Origin of the sequence: Roseomonas aerilata DSM 19363, assembly GCF_000711725.1 — a bacterium.
Lineage (GTDB): Bacteria > Pseudomonadota > Alphaproteobacteria > Acetobacterales > Acetobacteraceae > Roseomonas > Roseomonas aerilata.
In genome coordinates, this window is sequence record NZ_JONP01000009.1 from 87049 (window position 1) to 102335 (window position 15287).

Annotated in this window: 15 protein-coding genes; 11 read left to right on the forward strand and 4 right to left on the reverse strand. The window is 70.8% G+C overall.

Features of this window, described 5'->3' with window-relative positions:
* Window positions 1-148 precede the first annotated feature (148 nt).
* The 4 genes from BO39_RS12420 (at window position 149) to BO39_RS12435 (ending at window position 3714) form a co-directional block, all read left to right on the forward strand.
* Window positions 149-505 carry a RidA family protein gene (locus tag BO39_RS12420; protein WP_043833869.1) on the forward strand — a complete coding sequence of 119 codons (357 nt, stop codon included), beginning with the start codon at window positions 149-151 and terminating at the stop codon, window positions 503-505.
* The gene (locus BO39_RS12425; RefSeq protein ID WP_043833615.1) at window positions 502-1434 is read left to right on the forward strand and encodes a potassium channel family protein; all 933 of its coding nucleotides are present in this window, start codon (window positions 502-504) and stop codon (window positions 1432-1434) included. Before BO39_RS12420 ends, BO39_RS12425 begins: the two co-directional genes overlap by 4 nt.
* Before the next feature lie 127 nt (window positions 1435-1561).
* Window positions 1562-2560: an NAD-dependent epimerase/dehydratase family protein gene (locus BO39_RS12430; RefSeq protein ID WP_043833618.1), complete on the forward strand. Its 999-nt coding sequence runs from the start codon at window positions 1562-1564 to the stop codon at window positions 2558-2560.
* An 11-nt stretch (window positions 2561-2571) separates the two neighbouring features.
* A complete protein-coding gene (locus tag BO39_RS12435; protein ID WP_043833620.1) occupies window positions 2572-3714 on the forward strand; it encodes a DegT/DnrJ/EryC1/StrS family aminotransferase in 1143 nt (380 codons plus the stop codon).
* Here the strand turns inward: BO39_RS12435 and BO39_RS12440 are convergent.
* The gene (locus BO39_RS12440; RefSeq protein WP_043833622.1) at window positions 3711-4445 is read right to left on the reverse strand and encodes a sulfite exporter TauE/SafE family protein; all 735 of its coding nucleotides are present in this window, start codon (window positions 4443-4445) and stop codon (window positions 3711-3713) included. The two genes, BO39_RS12435 and BO39_RS12440, sit on opposite strands and share 4 nt — an antisense overlap.
* 122 nt (window positions 4446-4567) lie before the next feature.
* Here BO39_RS12440 and BO39_RS12445 point away from each other — a divergent pair, with 122 nt between their 5' ends.
* The gene (locus tag BO39_RS12445; RefSeq protein ID WP_043833624.1) at window positions 4568-5266 is read left to right on the forward strand and encodes an ArsR/SmtB family transcription factor; all 699 of its coding nucleotides are present in this window, start codon (window positions 4568-4570) and stop codon (window positions 5264-5266) included.
* Here BO39_RS12445 and serB read toward each other — a convergent pair.
* The gene (gene serB / locus BO39_RS12450; RefSeq protein ID WP_043833626.1) at window positions 5236-6129 is read right to left on the reverse strand and encodes a phosphoserine phosphatase SerB; all 894 of its coding nucleotides are present in this window, start codon (window positions 6127-6129) and stop codon (window positions 5236-5238) included. The two genes, BO39_RS12445 and serB, sit on opposite strands and share 31 nt — an antisense overlap.
* 37 nt (window positions 6130-6166) lie before the next feature.
* Here serB and miaA point away from each other — a divergent pair, with 37 nt between their 5' ends.
* The 5 genes from miaA to BO39_RS12475 all read left to right on the forward strand — a co-directional run bounded on the left by miaA (window position 6167) and on the right by BO39_RS12475 (window position 12420).
* On the forward strand, window positions 6167-7132 hold the full coding sequence (miaA, locus tag BO39_RS12455; RefSeq protein ID WP_084698075.1) for a tRNA (adenosine(37)-N6)-dimethylallyltransferase MiaA: 966 nt from the start codon (window positions 6167-6169) through the stop codon (window positions 7130-7132).
* Window positions 7133-7191: 59 nt separating this feature from the next.
* Window positions 7192-8985, forward strand: a complete 1794-nt coding sequence (locus BO39_RS12460; RefSeq protein ID WP_043833630.1) for an acetolactate synthase 3 large subunit — start codon at window positions 7192-7194, stop codon at window positions 8983-8985.
* Between the two features lie 2 nt (window positions 8986-8987).
* Window positions 8988-9503 (forward strand): acetolactate synthase small subunit, encoded by a 516-nt coding sequence (gene ilvN, locus BO39_RS12465; protein WP_043833632.1) that lies wholly within the window; start codon window positions 8988-8990, stop codon window positions 9501-9503.
* Between the two features lie 25 nt (window positions 9504-9528).
* A complete protein-coding gene (gene ilvC / locus BO39_RS12470) occupies window positions 9529-10545 on the forward strand; it encodes a ketol-acid reductoisomerase (RefSeq protein WP_043833634.1) in 1017 nt (338 codons plus the stop codon).
* Between the two features lie 288 nt (window positions 10546-10833).
* Window positions 10834-12420 (forward strand): 2-isopropylmalate synthase, encoded by a 1587-nt coding sequence (locus BO39_RS12475; RefSeq protein WP_043833637.1) that lies wholly within the window; start codon window positions 10834-10836, stop codon window positions 12418-12420.
* 40 nt (window positions 12421-12460) lie between these two features.
* Here BO39_RS12475 and BO39_RS12480 read toward each other — a convergent pair whose 3' ends face one another.
* Together BO39_RS12480 and BO39_RS12485 are read right to left on the reverse strand one after the other, a co-directional pair.
* Window positions 12461-13558, reverse strand: coding sequence for an amidohydrolase family protein (locus BO39_RS12480; RefSeq protein ID WP_043833639.1), 1098 nt, complete (start codon window positions 13556-13558; stop codon window positions 12461-12463).
* Between the two features lie 170 nt (window positions 13559-13728).
* Window positions 13729-13968 carry a YMGG-like glycine zipper-containing protein gene (locus BO39_RS12485; RefSeq protein WP_043833641.1) on the reverse strand — a complete coding sequence of 80 codons (240 nt, stop codon included), beginning with the start codon at window positions 13966-13968 and terminating at the stop codon, window positions 13729-13731.
* Window positions 13969-14149: 181 nt separating this feature from the next.
* Between BO39_RS12485 and BO39_RS12490 the strand changes: the two genes are divergently transcribed.
* Window positions 14150-15193 (forward strand): rod shape-determining protein, encoded by a 1044-nt coding sequence (locus tag BO39_RS12490; RefSeq protein ID WP_043833643.1) that lies wholly within the window; start codon window positions 14150-14152, stop codon window positions 15191-15193.
* The last annotated feature ends 94 nt before the right edge of the window (window positions 15194-15287 follow it).

Genomic DNA, 15287 nt, shown 5'->3' on the forward strand with positions numbered 1-15287 from the left:
GGCGCCTGCACGGCGCGCCCGCGCCGGGAGCAGGCTCCTCGCTCCGCGAGGGTGCCCCGCCGATCCCCTACCGCAGCCCCTTGCTGGCAGGCCCGCCCGGGCGGCACAACGGCCCCGCTATTATAAGCGGCAGCGAGGACAGAACATGATGGCAATCCGGCGTCTGGCGGAGGAGGAGCGCCTGAGCGGCGCGACGGTGGCGGGCGGCTTCGTCTTCCTGGCCGGGCAGGTGGCCGACGACGCCACCCTCGACGCCGAGGGACAGACCGCCGACATCCTCCGCCAGATCGACGCCTTGCTGGCCGAGGCGGGCACGGACAAGCGCGCGCTGCTCCAGGTGCAGATCATCCTGGCGGACATCAAGGACGCGCCCGCGATGAACCGGGCCTGGGATGCCTGGCTCGACCCGGGCGCGAAGCCCGCGCGGATGACGATCCAGGCGCCCCTGGTGAACCCGTCCTGGCGGGTTGAGATCACCGGCATCGCCTTGGCCCCCGCCGGATGAACCTGACCGGCCAGCGCGCCTGGTTGCGGCCCTTCCTGGCGACCATGGGCCTTGGCGGCCTCGTGGCGCTGGGGGTGGGGGACGACGGGATCTGGTTCCCCCTCGTCGTGCTGGCCACCGCCGGCTTCGGCTTCGCGGTGCTGTTCCGCGTCTTCCCGAAGGGGCTCGACTTCGCGCTCGGGGCGGCGATCGGTTTCGCGACCTATGCCGCGCTCTTCGCGGTCATCGCGCGCACCGCCTTCCCGGAGGCGCCGGACGCGCTGGTGGGCCTCGCCTTCCTCCTTCCCATGGCGAGCTTCCTCCTGGCCGTGCTGGCGAGCGAGGCCTCGCTCCGCCGCATCGTCGAGGAGGGCGAGACGCCGGACGAGCGGCACCTGCGGCGCATCGGGCGGATCATCCTCCTGCTCGCCATCATCGCGACGGCGAGCCTCTCCTTCCCGTTCAACCGGCTGGCGCCGTTGTGGCAGGGGATCGTGATGCTGGGCGGCGCCGGCCTGATTGGCGCGCTGGCCGCCGGCACCGTGCGGGAACTCGTCCGCCTGATGGTGGACATGGCGCAGTTGATGGACGCGATCAGCGGGCGGGTGGTGGCGCTGGTGGTGCCGATCGCGGCCTATGCCGCTCTGTTCTCCCTCATTACCATCGTCTTCGCCTGCCTGTTCCGCATCGCGGACGGCCACTCGCAGATTGCCCTGTTCTCCGGCCCCGCGGGCCCGATACGGCTGAATTTCCGCGACGCCCTGCACTTCAGCATCGTGACCATCTCCACGGTCGGCTACGGCGATATCTGGCCGACTGATGACGGGGCGCGGCTGCTGGCGGCGGTGGAGGTGCTCGCGGGCCAGATCCTCCTTCTCTTTGGCTTCTTCGAGATCACCCGCAGCCGCCTCTCCGTCGGCGAGGGTGGCAAGGGCGAGGGGGGCGCATGAGCCCGCCGCCCCAGCGAGACACCCCCTGGACACTGCCCGGCGGCCGCCGCATTTCGGTCCCTCTTCCGCCCCGGCCGCTGGCCAGGATGGGCGATGCCGGGAAGACGGCGCGGTTCAAGGGGCGGCGATGAACGGGGTTTGGCAGGGCAGGCGCGTTCTGGTGACGGGCGGGGCGGGTTTCCTCGGCTCGGCGCTCTGCCAGGCGCTGGGCGAGGCGGGGGCGGAGGTCGTGGCGCTCGACGCGCTGATGCCCGGCACCGGCGCCCGCCGGCGCAACCTCGAGGGCAGCGGCGCGCGACTGGTCGAGGGCGACCTGCGCGACATGGACTTGCACCCCCTGGCCGAGGGCATCGATGTCCTCTTCAACATGGCGGGGCAGACGAGCCATGCCGGCAGCCAGGCCGATCCCTTCACGGACCTCGCAATCAACGGCCATGCCCAGCTCCGGCTGATCGCGGCGCTGCGCGAGGCGGCGCCGCTGGCGCGGGTGGTGCACGCCTCCACTCGCCAGTTCTACGGCCGCCCGCGCAGCCTGCCCGTGGCCGAGGACCACCCGATCGTGCCGCCCGACGCCAACGGCGTGTCGAAATTCGCGGCCGAGCAGTACTGGCTGCTGGAGAACCGGGTGCACGGGCGCCCTGTGACGGCACTGCGGCTGACGAATTGCTACGGGCCCCGGATGCGCGTGGTGGACGCCCGCCAGACCTTCCTCGGCATCTGGGTGCGGCGCGTGCTAGAGGGGCAGCCTTTCGAGGTCTGGGGCGGCGAGCAGCTCCGCGACTTCTCCTATGTCGATGATGTGGTGGCGGCCTTCCTCGCCGCAGCCCTGGCGCTTGAGACGCCCGGCGGCGCGGCGGGCCGGCCCTTCAATCTCGGCGGGGATGCCCCGGTGAGCCTCCAGTCCCTGGGCGACGCGATGGTGGCGGCGGCCGGGGAGGGGAGCTACCTCCTCAAGACCTTTCCGGCCGAGCGCGCGGCCATCGACATCGGCTCCTACCACGCCGACGACCGCGCCTTCCGGGCGTTGACCGGTTGGGCCCCGCGCGTCGCGCTGGCCGAGGGGCTGCGCCGCACGGTCGACTGGTTCCGCCCCCGCCTTGCCGCCTACCTCGCCGACGAGATCTGAGGCCTGCCCCGATGAACGCACAGGATATCACCGTCCCCCAGGCCGATCTCGGCGCCGCCTACCGAGCGCATAAGGAGGCGATCGACGCCGCCGTGGCGCGGGTGCTGGCCAGCGGCTGGTACATCCTCGGCCAGGAGGGCGCGGCCTTTGAGCGGGAATTCGGCGCCTGGCTCTCGGCCGGAGGGCCCGGCATGACGGCGGTCGGCTGCGCGAACGGCACGGACGCGATCGCCCTCATCCTCCGCGGCCTTGGCATCGGGCCGGGCTGCACGGTCGCCACCGTCTCCCACACCGCGGTCGCGACGGTTGCCGCGATCGAGATGGTCGGCGCGACACCGCTGCTGATCGACATCGACCCCCGCACCTTCTGCATCGACGCGGCCGAGCTGCTGGAGGTCCTGCGCAACCCGCCGCCCGGCCTGCCGCCGGTCCGTGCCGTAATCCCCGTGCACATCTACGGCCATGCCTGCGACATGGAAGCGATCATGGGCCCCTGCCAGGCCGCGGGAATCGCGGTGGTGGAGGACGTCGCCCAGGCCCATGGCGGGCGGCTCCATGGCCGGATGCTCGGCACCATCGGCGACGCCGCGGCGTTCAGCCTTTATCCCACGAAGAACCTCGGCGCGCTGGGCGATGCCGGCATCACCGCGACGCCCGACGCCGCGCTGGCTGCGCGCATGGGCGCCATCCGCCAGTACGGCTGGCGCCGCCGCTACATCTCGGACGAGCCCGGCGTGAACAGCCGGCTGGACGAGATGCAGGCCGCGATCCTCCGCGTGCGCCTGCCGCTGCTGGACGCCGGCAACGCCCGTCGCCGCGAGGTCGCCTCCGCCTATGACGCCGCCCTGGCCGACGGCCCCTTCGCGGCCCCCTACCGCGCCCCGGGCGTGGAGCACGTGTTCCACCAGTACGTGCTGCGCGTGCCGAACCGCGAGGCGGTGATGGAGCGCCTGCGGGTGCAGGGGGTGGCTACCGCCATCCACTACCCCGTGCCGGTGCACGAGCAGGCCGCCTACAAGGGCCGCACTGCCCTTGGCCCGTCCGGCTGCGGCGAGACCGCCCGGGCGGCGGCGGAGGTAATGAGCCTGCCCGTCTTCCCCGAGATCACCGACGCCCAGGTGGAGCGCGTCTGCGCCGCCCTGCGCTCCCTCTAGCCTAGGCCGCGGGCGAGGAGCTGCGCGCCGAGCGCCAGAAGGCCGAGGAAGAACCAGCGCCGGAACACCTCGGCGCTGACTCGCCGCCGGAGCGCGTTGCCCAGCCCCATCCCCGCCAGGGCCGGGAGCACGGCGGCCGCCGACCCCCAGGCGAGCTGCGCGCTGAACACCCCCTCCGCCCCGAGCGACAGGGCAAGGGCGAGGGTGGAGACGGTGAAGGAAAGGCCCAGCGCCTGCACCAGCTCGTCCCGCGAGAGGCCGAGCGCGCCGAGGAAGGGGACGGCCGGAATGACGAAGACACCGGTGGCCGCGGTGACGAGCCCGGTGGCGGCGCCGACCAGCGCCCCTGCCCAGCCCTCGCGCCGCGGCGGCACGCGCGGCAGCTTCCAGGGCAGCAGCCCGACCGCGGCATAGGCCAGGAGGGCAAGGCCGAGCCCCGCCATGGCCGCGCCGGTATTCGCCCCAGTCAGCAGCCCGGCGCCGAGCCAGCTTCCGGCGACGATCCCAGCCAGCATCGGCCAGAGCCGCCGCAGCAGCGGCCCGAGGCCGGGCCCGCCAGCCATCTGCCAAAGATTTGTCACGATGGAGGGGATCACGAGCAGCGCCGCGGCCTGGGAGGGGGGCATGAGGGAACCGAGCAGGCCCATCGCGATGGTGGGTAGGCCCAGTCCGATCACCCCCTTCACGAATCCGGCGATGATGAAGGTGGCGGCGATCAGCGCGGCATCCATGGCGTCCTCCCGGTGGTGCCCGGCAAGGTTGGGCTGCTCCTGGTCTCGAATGCTTCGGCCCTGGCCGTAGCATGGCCGCCTCGCCGCGCGGTATCGCGGCGAGGAGTCCTCGGAGACGCTCCATGGTCAGCACCGCCGCCCTGGCCGAGACGGCCGCCGCCCTCGGGGATCCCGCGCGGGTGGGGATGCTCTCGGCCCTCATGGACGGGCGCGCCCTCACGGCGGGAGAACTGGCCGGCGTTGCGGGCATCGCGCCCACCACCGCCAGCGGCCATCTCGCGCGGCTGGTGGGGGCGGGATTGCTGGTCGTGGAGCGGCAGGGGCGGCACCGCTATCACCGCCTCGCCTCGCCGGAGGTTGCACGGGTGCTGGAAGGGCTGATGGCCCTCTCGGGCGCGCGCCGCCCGCCCCGCACCGGCCCGCGCGACGCGGCGCTGCGCGAGGCCCGGACCTGCTACGACCACCTCGCCGGGCGGGTGGCGGTCGGCATGACGGATGCGATGGTCGCGCGCGGCCAACTGGACCTGGCGGCGGACGGCGCCGTGCTGACCGCGCCGGGCGAGGCCTTCCTCGCCGAGTTGGGCGTGGACGTGCCGGCCGCTGGAGGGCGCTCCTTCTGTCGTCCCTGCCTCGACTGGAGCGAGCGGCGGCCGCACCTCGCCGGCGCGCTCGGTGCGGCGCTCTGCCGGCGGTGCCTCGAACTCGGCTGGATGCGGCGCGTGGCGGGCTCGCGGGCGCTGACGGTCACGCCCGCCGGACGCCTCGGGCTGCGCGAGGCCTTCGGCCTGGATCAGTCGGCCGCGATCTCCGCTGCCCGGTAGCCCTGGGCATAGAGCAGGGCGCGCAGGTCGTTGTGGTCCACGCGCGCCCGCGCGGCGGCGGCCACCACCGGCTTCGCCCGATAGGCGACGCCCAGCCCGGCTGCGCCGATCATCGCAAGGTCGTTCGCGCCGTCCCCCACCGCGAGCGTCGCCAACAGGGGCAGCCCCTTCTCCGCCGCCAGCGCGGTGAGCGTGGCGAGCTTCGCATCCCGGTCGAAAACCGGCTCGGCCACCGCGCCGGTCAGGGCCGCGCCGTCGTCGAGCAGCACGTTCGCGTGGTGGCTCGAGAAGCCGCAGAGAGCGGCGACGCGGCCTGTGAAGAAGGTGAAGCCGCCGGAGGCGAGGGCGCAGTGGGCGCCGTTCGCGACCATCGTGCGCACCAGCGCGCGGGCGCCGGGCATGAGGTGCGTGCCCTGCCAGGTCGCCTCCAGCGCCTCAAGGCGAAGGCCCTTCAGCATGGCCACGCGTTCCCGCAGGGCGGTCGCGAAGTCGATCTCGCCGTTCATGCTCCGGCGCGTGATCTCCGCCACGCGGTCCTTGAGCCCGGCATAGGCGGCCAGTTCGTCGAGCGTCTCGGAGGTGACGATCGTGCTGTCCATGTCCGCCACCAGCAGCCCCTTGCGCCGGCCCTCGACGGGCTGGGCGATGGCGTCCACGGGAGCGTCGCCGATCGCGGCGCGGACGGCGGCCACCGCCTGCTCGGGGTTGAGGCCGGTGAAGGGCAGGTCGGCCGCTTCCGTCTCGGCGAGCCAGTCCGGTGTGCCGGGATCGGCCCCGAGGGCGGCGATGGCCTCCCGCGCGCGGGCAGGTAGGGCAGGCGGGAGCTGCCCCGGGGGTGCGACGAGGGTGAGGACGTGCGACATGGGGGCGGTTCATGCCCGCGGAGCCCGATCTGAGCAAATGAACGCCGAGGATCCTCCGGCCCTTCTGATCGCCGGCCCCACCGCGTCGGGCAAGTCGGCCCTGGCGCTCCGCCTTGCGCGGCGGCTCGGCGGTGTGGTGATCAATGCCGACTCGATGCAGGTCTACCGGGAACTGCGCGTCCTGACCGCCCGGCCCGCGCCCGAGGAGGAGGAGGCCGTGCCGCACGCGCTCTACGGCGTGCACCCGGCGGCCTCGGCCGCCTCGGTCGCCTGGTGGCGCGAGGAAGCCGTGGCCGCCATGGCGCGGGCGCGGGAGGAAGGCCGGGTGCCGATCCTTTGCGGCGGCACGGGCCTCTATTTCAGCGCGCTGACGAAGGGCCTCTCCGCCATCCCCCCCATTCCGGCCGCTGTGCGGGAGGAGGCGCGGGTGCTGCTGGAGCAGGAAGGCGCGCCCGCCCTGCACGCGCGCCTGCTCGCCGAGGATCCGCGCAGCGCGGTCCGTCTGCGGCCAGGGGATAGCCAGCGCCTCGCCCGCGCCTGGGAGGTGTGGCGCGCGACAGGGCGGGGCATCGCCGAATGGCAGGCCGAGGCGCCCTCCACCGGCCCTGCGCCCTACGCCTTCCGCGCCATCCGACTGGACCCGCCGCGCGAGATCCTGCGCGCCGCCATCGCTGCGCGCTGGGAGGCCATGATGCAGGATGGCGCGGTGGAGGAGATTCAGTCGCTGCTCGCCCTGGGTCTTGATCCGGTCCTTCCGGCCATGCGCGCGCATGGTGTGCCGGAAATCTCCGCCATGCTGGCAGGCCGGATCACCGTGGCGGAGGCCGGACGGCGGGCCTGCCTCGCCATCGGGCAATACACGAAGCGGCAGGCCACCTGGTTTCGCCACCACGAGCTTGCCCCGTGCCCAGCGCATATCATCAATGCGCGGATCAGCCATCAGGCGCAATTTTCAGAAAGTCGAATAGACGAAATCTTATCATTCTTGAAATTGCCGCATTGACGCGCTGCGGCATGGCCCGTAGATCACCCCTCCCGCGAGACTTCGCCGGAGGAGCCGCCATGTCCGCTACCCTTCCTGCCCAGACCGACCAGAGCACCCTCACGGGAGCCGAGATCGTCCTTCGCGCGCTGAAGGAGCAGGGCGTCGAGGTTATCTTCGGCTACCCCGGCGGCGCGGTATTGCCGATCTACGACGCGCTGTTCCAGCAGAACGCCATCCGCCACGTCCTCGTCCGCCACGAGCAGGCGGCGGTGCACGCGGCCGAGGGCTACGCGCGCTCCACGGGCAAGGTGGGCTGCGTGCTCGTCACCTCCGGCCCCGGCGCCACCAATGCAGTGACGGGGCTGCTGGACGCGCTGATGGATTCCGTGCCGCTGGTCTGCCTGACCGGCCAAGTGCCCACGCACCTCATCGGCAACGACGCCTTCCAGGAGGCGGACACGACGGGCATCACGCGCCCGGCCACGAAGCACAACTACCTCGTGAAGCGGATCGGCGACCTCTCCCGCACCGTGCACGACGCCTTCTACGTGGCGCGCTCGGGCCGCCCGGGCCCGGTGGTGATCGACCTGCCGAAGGACATCCTTCTGGCGAAGGGCACCTACGAGGGCGCACCCCGCGAGGAGCACCGTTCCTATCGCCCGCAGACGCGGCCGGACGGCGCGGCGATCGCGAAGGCGGTCGCGCTGCTCAAGGGCGCGCGCCGCCCCGTGGTCTATGCCGGCGGCGGCATCATCAACGCGGGGCCTGAGGCGAGCGAGTTGCTGACGAAGTTCGTGCGCATGGCCAACATGCCCTGCACGAACACGCTGATGGGGCTCGGTGTGTTTCCCGCCAGCGACCCGCGCTTCATCGGCATGCTCGGCATGCACGGCACCCTCGAGGCGAACCTCGCGATGCATGGCTGCGACGTCATGTTCAACATCGGCGCCCGCTTCGACGACCGCGTGACGGGGCGGCTGAACGCCTTCTCCCCGGGATCGAAGAAGATCCACGCGGACATCGATCCCTCCAACATCAACAAGAACGTCAAGGTGGACGTGCCCATCGTGGGCGACGCCGGTGCCGTGCTGAGCGCGCTCATCGAGGCCTGGGAGGCCGACGGCGCCGAGCAGGACCGTGAGGCTGTCGCCGCCTGGTGGCGCGAGATCGATAGCTGGCGCGCCCGCGACTGCCTGCGCTACGAGCAGTCGGGCTCGATCATCAAGCCCCAGCACGCGGTGAAGCGCCTTTATGAGATCACGCGCGAGAGCGGGCGCGACACCTTCATCACCACCGAGGTCGGCCAGCACCAGATGTGGGCCGCCCAGTATTTCGGCTTCGAGAAGCCGAACCGCTGGATGACCTCGGGCGGGCTGGGCACCATGGGCTACGGCCTGCCCGCCGCTGCCGGCGTGCAGATCGCGAACCCCGACGCGCTGGTGATCGACATCGCGGGCGAGGCGAGCATCCTGATGAACATTCAGGAGATGGGGACGCTTGCGCAGTACCGCCTGCCGGTGAAGGTCTTCATCCTCAACAACGAGTACATGGGCATGGTGCGCCAGTGGCAGGAGCTGCTGCACGGATCGCGCTATTCCGAGAGCTATTCCGCCTCGCTGCCCGACTTCGTGAAGCTGGCCGAGAGCTTCCACGCCCGTGGGCTGCGCGCGACGGATGCTAGCCAGCTTGACGACGTGATCCGCGAGATGCTGGCGCATCCTGGCCCGGTGATCGCCGACATCTGCGTAGACCAGAAGGAAAACGTCTTCCCGATGATCCCCTCGGGCGCCGCGCATAACGAGATGATCCTCGGTGCGGGCCAGACGGGCGGCGTCGCCGGCGTCACCGACGAGGGCAAGGTGCTGGTCTGAGCATGTCCGACACGACACAGCGCACGGCGACCATCGCCGTGCTGGTGGAGAACGAGGCCGGCGTGCTCGCGCGCGTCATCGGCCTGTTTTCCGGCCGTGGCTACAACATCGAGAGCCTGACGGTCGCGCCGGTCGATGCGGAGCGCCGCCTGTCGCGCATCACCGTCGTTACCACCGGCACGGACATGATCATCGAGCAGATCAAGGCGCAGCTTGACCGGCTGGTGCCTGTTCACACAGTGTCCGACCTCTCGCTGGAGGGGCCGCACCTGACGCGGGAGCTGGCGCTGATCAAGGTGATCGGCCGGGGCGATGCCCGCATGGAGGCGCTGCGCCTGGGCGACGCCTTCCGCGCCCGCGTGGTCGATGCGAGCCACGAGAGCGCCACCTTCGAGATGACCGGCACGGCCGAAAAGATCGACGCCTTCGTGGCGCTGATGCGGCCGCTTGGCTTGGCGGAGGTGTCCCGCACGGGCGCCGTCGCCATCGCGCGGGGTCCGCGCAGCCTCGCGGCCTGACGATATCCGACCACAAGGAGTGACTATGCGCGTTTACTACGACCGCGACGCGGACGTGAACCTGATCAAGGCCCGCAAGGTCGCGGTCATCGGGTTCGGCAGCCAGGGCCATGCCCACGCGATGAACATGCGTGACTCCGGCGTGAAGGACGTCGTCATCGGCCTCCGCCCCGGCGCCTCCGCGAAGAAGGCCGAGGCCGCGGGCTTCACCGTCATGTCCCCGGCCGATGCGGCGAAGTGGGCCGACGTCGTCATGGTTCTGACCCCCGACGAGGGCCAGGGCGACCTCTACCGCGAGCACCTGCACGCGAACCTGAAGGAAGGCGCGGCGCTGGCCTTCGCGCACGGCCTGAACGTGCACTTCAACCTGCTCGACCCGCGCCCCGACATCGACGTGTTCATGATCGCCCCGAAAGGCCCCGGCCACACCGTGCGCGGCGAGTACCAGAAGGGCGGCGGCGTGCCCTGCCTCGTGGCCGTTCACCAGAACCCCTCCGGCAACGCGCTCGAGATCGCGCTCTCCTACGCCTCCGCCATCGGCGGCGGCCGCTCGGGCGTCATCGAGACGACCTTCAAGGAGGAGTGCGAGACGGACCTCTTCGGCGAGCAGGCGGTTCTCTGCGGCGGCCTCGTGGAGCTGATCAAGGCGGGCTTCGAGACGCTGACCGAGGCCGGCTACGCCCCCGAGATGGCCTATTTCGAGTGCCTGCACGAGGTGAAGCTGATCGTCGACCTCATCTACGAGGGCGGCATCGCCAACATGAACTACTCCATCTCCAACACCGCAGAGTACGGCGAGTACGTCACCGGCCCGCGCATCGTGACGAGCGAGACGAAGGCGGAGATGAAGCGCGTGCTGGACGACATCCAGAGCGGCAAGTTCGCCCGTGACTGGATGCTGGAGAACAAGGTCAATCAGGCCTCCTTCAAGGCCACCCGCCGCCGCCTCGCCGAGCACCCGATCGAGCAGGTGGGCGAGCGCCTGCGCGCCATGATGCCCTGGATCAAGAAGAACCAGCTCGTCGACCAGACGAAGAACTGAGGCTTCGGCCCCCTTCCTTCACGGGGAGGGGGCACCCTTTCAAGCTTGCTTCGGTCGCCCCCGGAAGTTACCATCTCCCTCATGCAGGCGACCCACGCCCGTTTCGCGCCTACCCGCACCGGCCTTCTGGCCGTTGCTGCCGCGCGTCCGGCCCTCGCCCTCCTTCCGCTTCTCCTTCGACTTCCTCGCCCCTGGGCGTGACGCGCGGCTGAAGGCCCGCATCGCTCAGGGGGAACCCCGGGCGACGCGCCCGCATGTCATTCCATCGAGAGATCAGAGGAGCGGCCCATGACCGCGAACCACCCCAGCTTCGGCAACATCGCCGACGACCGCGTCATCATCTTCGACACCACGCTGCGCGACGGCGAGCAGTCCCCCGGCTTCTCCATGAACCTGGAGGAGAAGCTGCGGATGGCGGAAAGCCTGGCGGAACTCGGCGCCGACGTGCTGGAGGCCGGCTTCCCCATCGCAAGCCCCGGCGACTTCGACAGCGTCCACTCCATCGCCACCCGCTTCGCCAAGGACGGCCCGGTGATCTGCGGCCTGTCGCGCTCGGCCGACGGCGATATCCTGCGTGCCGCCGAGGCCATCAAGCCCGCCGCCCGCGGTCGCATCCACACCTTCATCTCCACCAGCGAACTGCACATGCGCGTCAAGCTGCGCATGTCCAACGAGGAGGTGCTGGCCGCCGTGGTGCGCAGCGTCACGCTGGCCCGCAACCACACGGATGACGTGGAGTGGTCCGCCGAGGACGGCAGCCGCACCGATCCGGACTTCCTCTGCCGCTGCGTGGAAGCCGCCATCAAGGCCGGCGCCACCACCATCAACGTGCCGGACACGGTCGGCTACGCCCTGCCCGAGGACATGACGCGCATCTTCTCCATGCTGCGCGAGCGCGTGCCGGGGGCGGATGGCGTGATCTTCTCCACCCACAACCACGATGACCTCGGCCTCGCGGTCGCCAACACGCTGGCCGCCATCCAGGCCGGTGCGCGGCAGGTGGAGTGCACAATCAACGGGATCGGCGAGCGCGCGGGCAATGCCTCTCTCGAGGAGGTCGCGATGGCGCTGCGCACGCGCGGCAACGCGATCGCGCGGCGCACCGGCATCAACACGCCGAACATTCTGCGCACCTCCCGCCTGCTGGCGACCATCACCGGCTTCGACGTGCAGCCGAACAAGGCCATCGTCGGCCGCAACGCCTTCGCGCATGAGTCGGGCATCCATCAGGACGGCGTGCTGAAGGACGCCTCCACTTACGAAATCATGACGCCGGAGAGCGTGGGCTGGACCACCAACTCCCTCGTGCTCGGCAAGCATTCCGGCCGCGCTGCCTTCCGCGACAAGCTGAAGGCACTGGGCTACGAGCTCGGCGACAACGCGCTGAACGACGCCTTCCGCCGCTTCAAGGACCTCGCGGACCGCAAGAAGGTCGTCTACGACGAGGACGTCTCGGCCCTGGTCGATGACGAGGTGGTGCGCCAGAACGACCGCGTGAAGCTGACGGCGCTGACCGTCACCTCCGGCCTGAACACCCGCCCCATGGCCACGCTGAAGCTCGAGATCGACGGCGAGGAGATCGAGGGCACGGCGGTGGGTGACGGCGCGGTGGACGCCACCTTCAACGCCATCCGCTCGGCCTATCCGCACGAGGTCGCGCTGAAGCTCTATGCCGTCCAGTCCGTCACGGGCGGCACCGACGCCCAGGCGCGCGTCACCGTGCGCTTCGAGGAGAAGGGCAAGCTCGTGGACGGGCAGGGGGCGGATACCGATACGATCGTCGCCTCCGCCCGCGCCTATGTCCACGCGCTGAACAAGCTGCTGGTGAAGCGCGAGCGCACGGCGCCCGCGGAGATGGCGGCGCCGGCGGCCTGAACCGGTTACGGCCGCGCCCTCCGGCGCGGCCGCCCGCGCCTCAGACCTTCAGGCGGGGGATCAGAGCCTCGGCATTGCCGCACTCGATGGCGCGCAGCGTGGCCGGGTCCAGTCCGCAGCCGGCCAGCCCCTGAACCTGCTCCGGACTCGTGCGGTAGGGAAAGTCGGTACCGAGCACGATCTGGCTCGTCGGAACGAGTTGCCGCAGGGCGCCGAGCGCGACGGGGTTCGCGGCCTGCGCCGTGTCGTAAAGGAAATGCCCGAGCGCCGGCCGCACCGCGCCGCCGTAGAGCTTTGCCGATTGCGCCGGCGGGCGCGCCTGGAAGTCCAGCCGCTCGATCAGGAAGGGTAACGTGCCGCCCGCGTGCGAGAAGATGAAGCGGATATCCGGATATTTCGCGGCCGTGCCGGAGAACATGAGGCTCGCGATGGTGCGGCTCGTGTCCGTCCCGAACTCCACCACCGTGTCCGCGATCTGCGGCACCACGTTCGTGCAGCATTGCGGGGAGAGCGGGTGCGTGGCGACGATCGCCTTGCGGCGGTTCAACTCCTCATAGAGGGGGTGAAGCTTCTCGTCGCCCAGCCAGGTGTTGCCGTAGCTGGTGAAAAGCAGCAGCCCGTCCGCCTTCAGCGTGTCGAGGGCATAGACCGCCTCCGCCAGCGCGCCGTCCACGTCGGGCAGTGGCACGGCGGCGAAGGAGCCGAAGCGGCCGGGGTGGCGCTGGGCCATCTCCGCCGCGTACTCGTTGCACACGCGCGCCAGGCGCCGCCGCTCCTCGCCTTCCGCGAAGCCAAGGCCTGGCGTGCTGACCGAGAGCATGGCCACGTCGATCCCGGCGGCGTCCATGTCGGCCACCGTTTTCTCGGGCGTCCAGTCGCGGGCCGGCGGCGACATCTCCACGCGGCTCAGCGCCACGTCCTTGTAGAGGGGCGGGGTCAGGTGGTGATGGACGTCGATGCGGCGGGGCTTGGACGCGGCGGCCTGCGCCAAGGCGGGTGTCGGCAAGAGGGCCGACCAGGCGAGGCCCGAGCCCAAGGCCGCGCCCAGTGCCGCCGCCCCGCGCAGCAGCCCGCGCCGCCCGGTTCCGCAGCCGCATGCCGGCGCGTGCCCCGCTGGTTCGCAGGTGAATATGGCCATCTCTTCGTTTCCCACCCCTGGCGCGCTGCGTGTGAGGCATCGCCAGGCCGATGGAAAACCTCGTTCCTTCTCTGTGCAAGCCCAATCGTTTGCAGGGGCCGGAAGGAAAAGAAACGGGGCGCCCCCGAAGAGGCGCCCCGCTCGACTTACGTCAGGGAGTCCTGGCTGGCTCAGCGCCAGACGGGGCGCCCGAGATTCACGTTGTTGCCGCTGGTCAGCGCACCGCCCGCCGCACCGGCCGCGCCGCCGATCAGCGCGCCGGTGCCCGCGTTGCCGGAGAGCGAGCCGATGACGCCGCCGGCGCCGGCCCCAAGCAGGCCACCCGACACCGCACGGTCGCCGGTGCTGTAGCCGCAGGCACCGAGGCTCAGCCCGGCGAGGGCGAGAAGGGCGAGGCTGGTCTTCCTCATGGGCTTGTTCCTTGCGTTGTTGATCGCTGGCTTAGGAACGTCTGCCCGAGCGTACGGTTTCCGTAACGTCATCTTCCCGCCCCAGCTGGCGGTTCGCACTTGAGCGCGCGCCCCCGTGCCGCTAGTCACCGCCACGCCCGGCGCGCCGGGCTCGTCCCGTTCATGCCGAGGCCCGACGCCCATGCTCTCAAGCCTGTTCGGCTTCCTCTCCGCCGACATGGCCATCGACCTCGGTACGGCCAACACGCTCGTCTACGTGAAGGGCCGGGGCATCGTCCTGAACGAACCCTCCGTCGTGGCCATCGCCGATCTCCGCGGCCGCAAGCAGGTCCTCGCGGTGGGGGAGGAGGCGAAGATGATGCTTGGCCGCACGCCCGGGAACATCTCGGCCATCCGGCCCCTAAGGGATGGCGTGATTGCCGATTTCGAGGTGGCGGAGGAGATGATCAAGCATTTCATCCGCAAGGTGCACAACCGCCGCTCCTTCGCCTCGCCGCTGATCATCGTCTGCGTTCCCTCCGGCTCCACCGCCGTCGAGCGCCGCGCCATCCAGGAGAGCGCCGAGTCGGCCGGTGCGCGGAAGGTGCTGTTGATCGAGGAGCCGATGGCCGCCGCGATCGGCGCCGGGCTGCCGGTGACGGAGCCCTCTGGCTCCATGGTCGTGGATATCGGCGGCGGCACGACGGAGGTGGCCATCATCTCCCTCGGCGGCATCGTCTATGCCCGCAGCGTGCGCGTCGGCGGCGACAAGCTGGACGAGGCGATCATTTCCTACGTCCGCCGCGGGTTCAACCTCCTCATCGGAGAGAGCACGGCCGAGCGGATCAAGATGGAGGTCGGCGCCGCCATCGCCCCGGAGGACGGGGAAGAGGGCCCGATCTGCGAGGTGAAGGGCCGCGACCTCATGAACGGCGTCCCGCGCGAGGTCTATGTCTCTCGCCGCCAGATCTCCGAATGCCTCGCCGAGCCCGTCTCCCAGATCGTGGAGGCGGTGAAGGTCGCGCTCGAGAACACGCCTCCCGAGCTCGCGGCCGACATCGTGGACAAGGGCATCGTCCTGACCGGCGGCGGCGCCCTGCTGCACGGGATGGACGCCGCGCTGCGGGAGCAGACCGGCCTGCCGGTGATCGTGGCGGAGGAGGCGCTCTCCTGCGTGGCCCTCGGAACGGGGCGGGCCCTGGAGGACATGAAGCGGCTTCGCCACGTCCTGTCCTCAATGTACTAATGCATCACCGATCTGGGGGCGGGGCCGTAACGCCCTGATCTCGCAGCTGCAACGGCTTGCGGCGTCTTCATCCCGGCCTGGATGAACTGACGTC

Coding starts and splice junctions, on each gene's coding strand:
- BO39_RS12420 (WP_043833869.1), top strand. CDS start 149: ATGGCAATCCGGCGTCTGGCGGAGGAGGAGCGCCTGAGCGGCGCGACG.
- BO39_RS12440 (WP_043833622.1), bottom strand. CDS start 4,445: ATGGATGCCGCGCTGATCGCCGCCACCTTCATCATCGCCGGATTCGTG.
- BO39_RS12430 (WP_043833618.1), top strand. CDS start 1,562: ATGAACGGGGTTTGGCAGGGCAGGCGCGTTCTGGTGACGGGCGGGGCG.
- ilvN (WP_043833632.1), top strand. CDS start 8,988: ATGTCCGACACGACACAGCGCACGGCGACCATCGCCGTGCTGGTGGAG.
- BO39_RS12480 (WP_043833639.1), bottom strand. CDS start 13,558: ATGGCCATATTCACCTGCGAACCAGCGGGGCACGCGCCGGCATGCGGC.
- miaA (WP_084698075.1), top strand. CDS start 6,167: ATGAACGCCGAGGATCCTCCGGCCCTTCTGATCGCCGGCCCCACCGCG.
- BO39_RS12460 (WP_043833630.1), top strand. CDS start 7,192: ATGTCCGCTACCCTTCCTGCCCAGACCGACCAGAGCACCCTCACGGGA.
- BO39_RS12475 (WP_043833637.1), top strand. CDS start 10,834: ATGACCGCGAACCACCCCAGCTTCGGCAACATCGCCGACGACCGCGTC.
- BO39_RS12445 (WP_043833624.1), top strand. CDS start 4,568: ATGGTCAGCACCGCCGCCCTGGCCGAGACGGCCGCCGCCCTCGGGGAT.
- BO39_RS12490 (WP_043833643.1), top strand. CDS start 14,150: ATGCTCTCAAGCCTGTTCGGCTTCCTCTCCGCCGACATGGCCATCGAC.
- BO39_RS12425 (WP_043833615.1), top strand. CDS start 502: ATGAACCTGACCGGCCAGCGCGCCTGGTTGCGGCCCTTCCTGGCGACC.
- serB (WP_043833626.1), bottom strand. CDS start 6,129: ATGTCGCACGTCCTCACCCTCGTCGCACCCCCGGGGCAGCTCCCGCCT.
- ilvC (WP_043833634.1), top strand. CDS start 9,529: ATGCGCGTTTACTACGACCGCGACGCGGACGTGAACCTGATCAAGGCC.
- BO39_RS12435 (WP_043833620.1), top strand. CDS start 2,572: ATGAACGCACAGGATATCACCGTCCCCCAGGCCGATCTCGGCGCCGCC.
- BO39_RS12485 (WP_043833641.1), bottom strand. CDS start 13,968: ATGAGGAAGACCAGCCTCGCCCTTCTCGCCCTCGCCGGGCTGAGCCTC.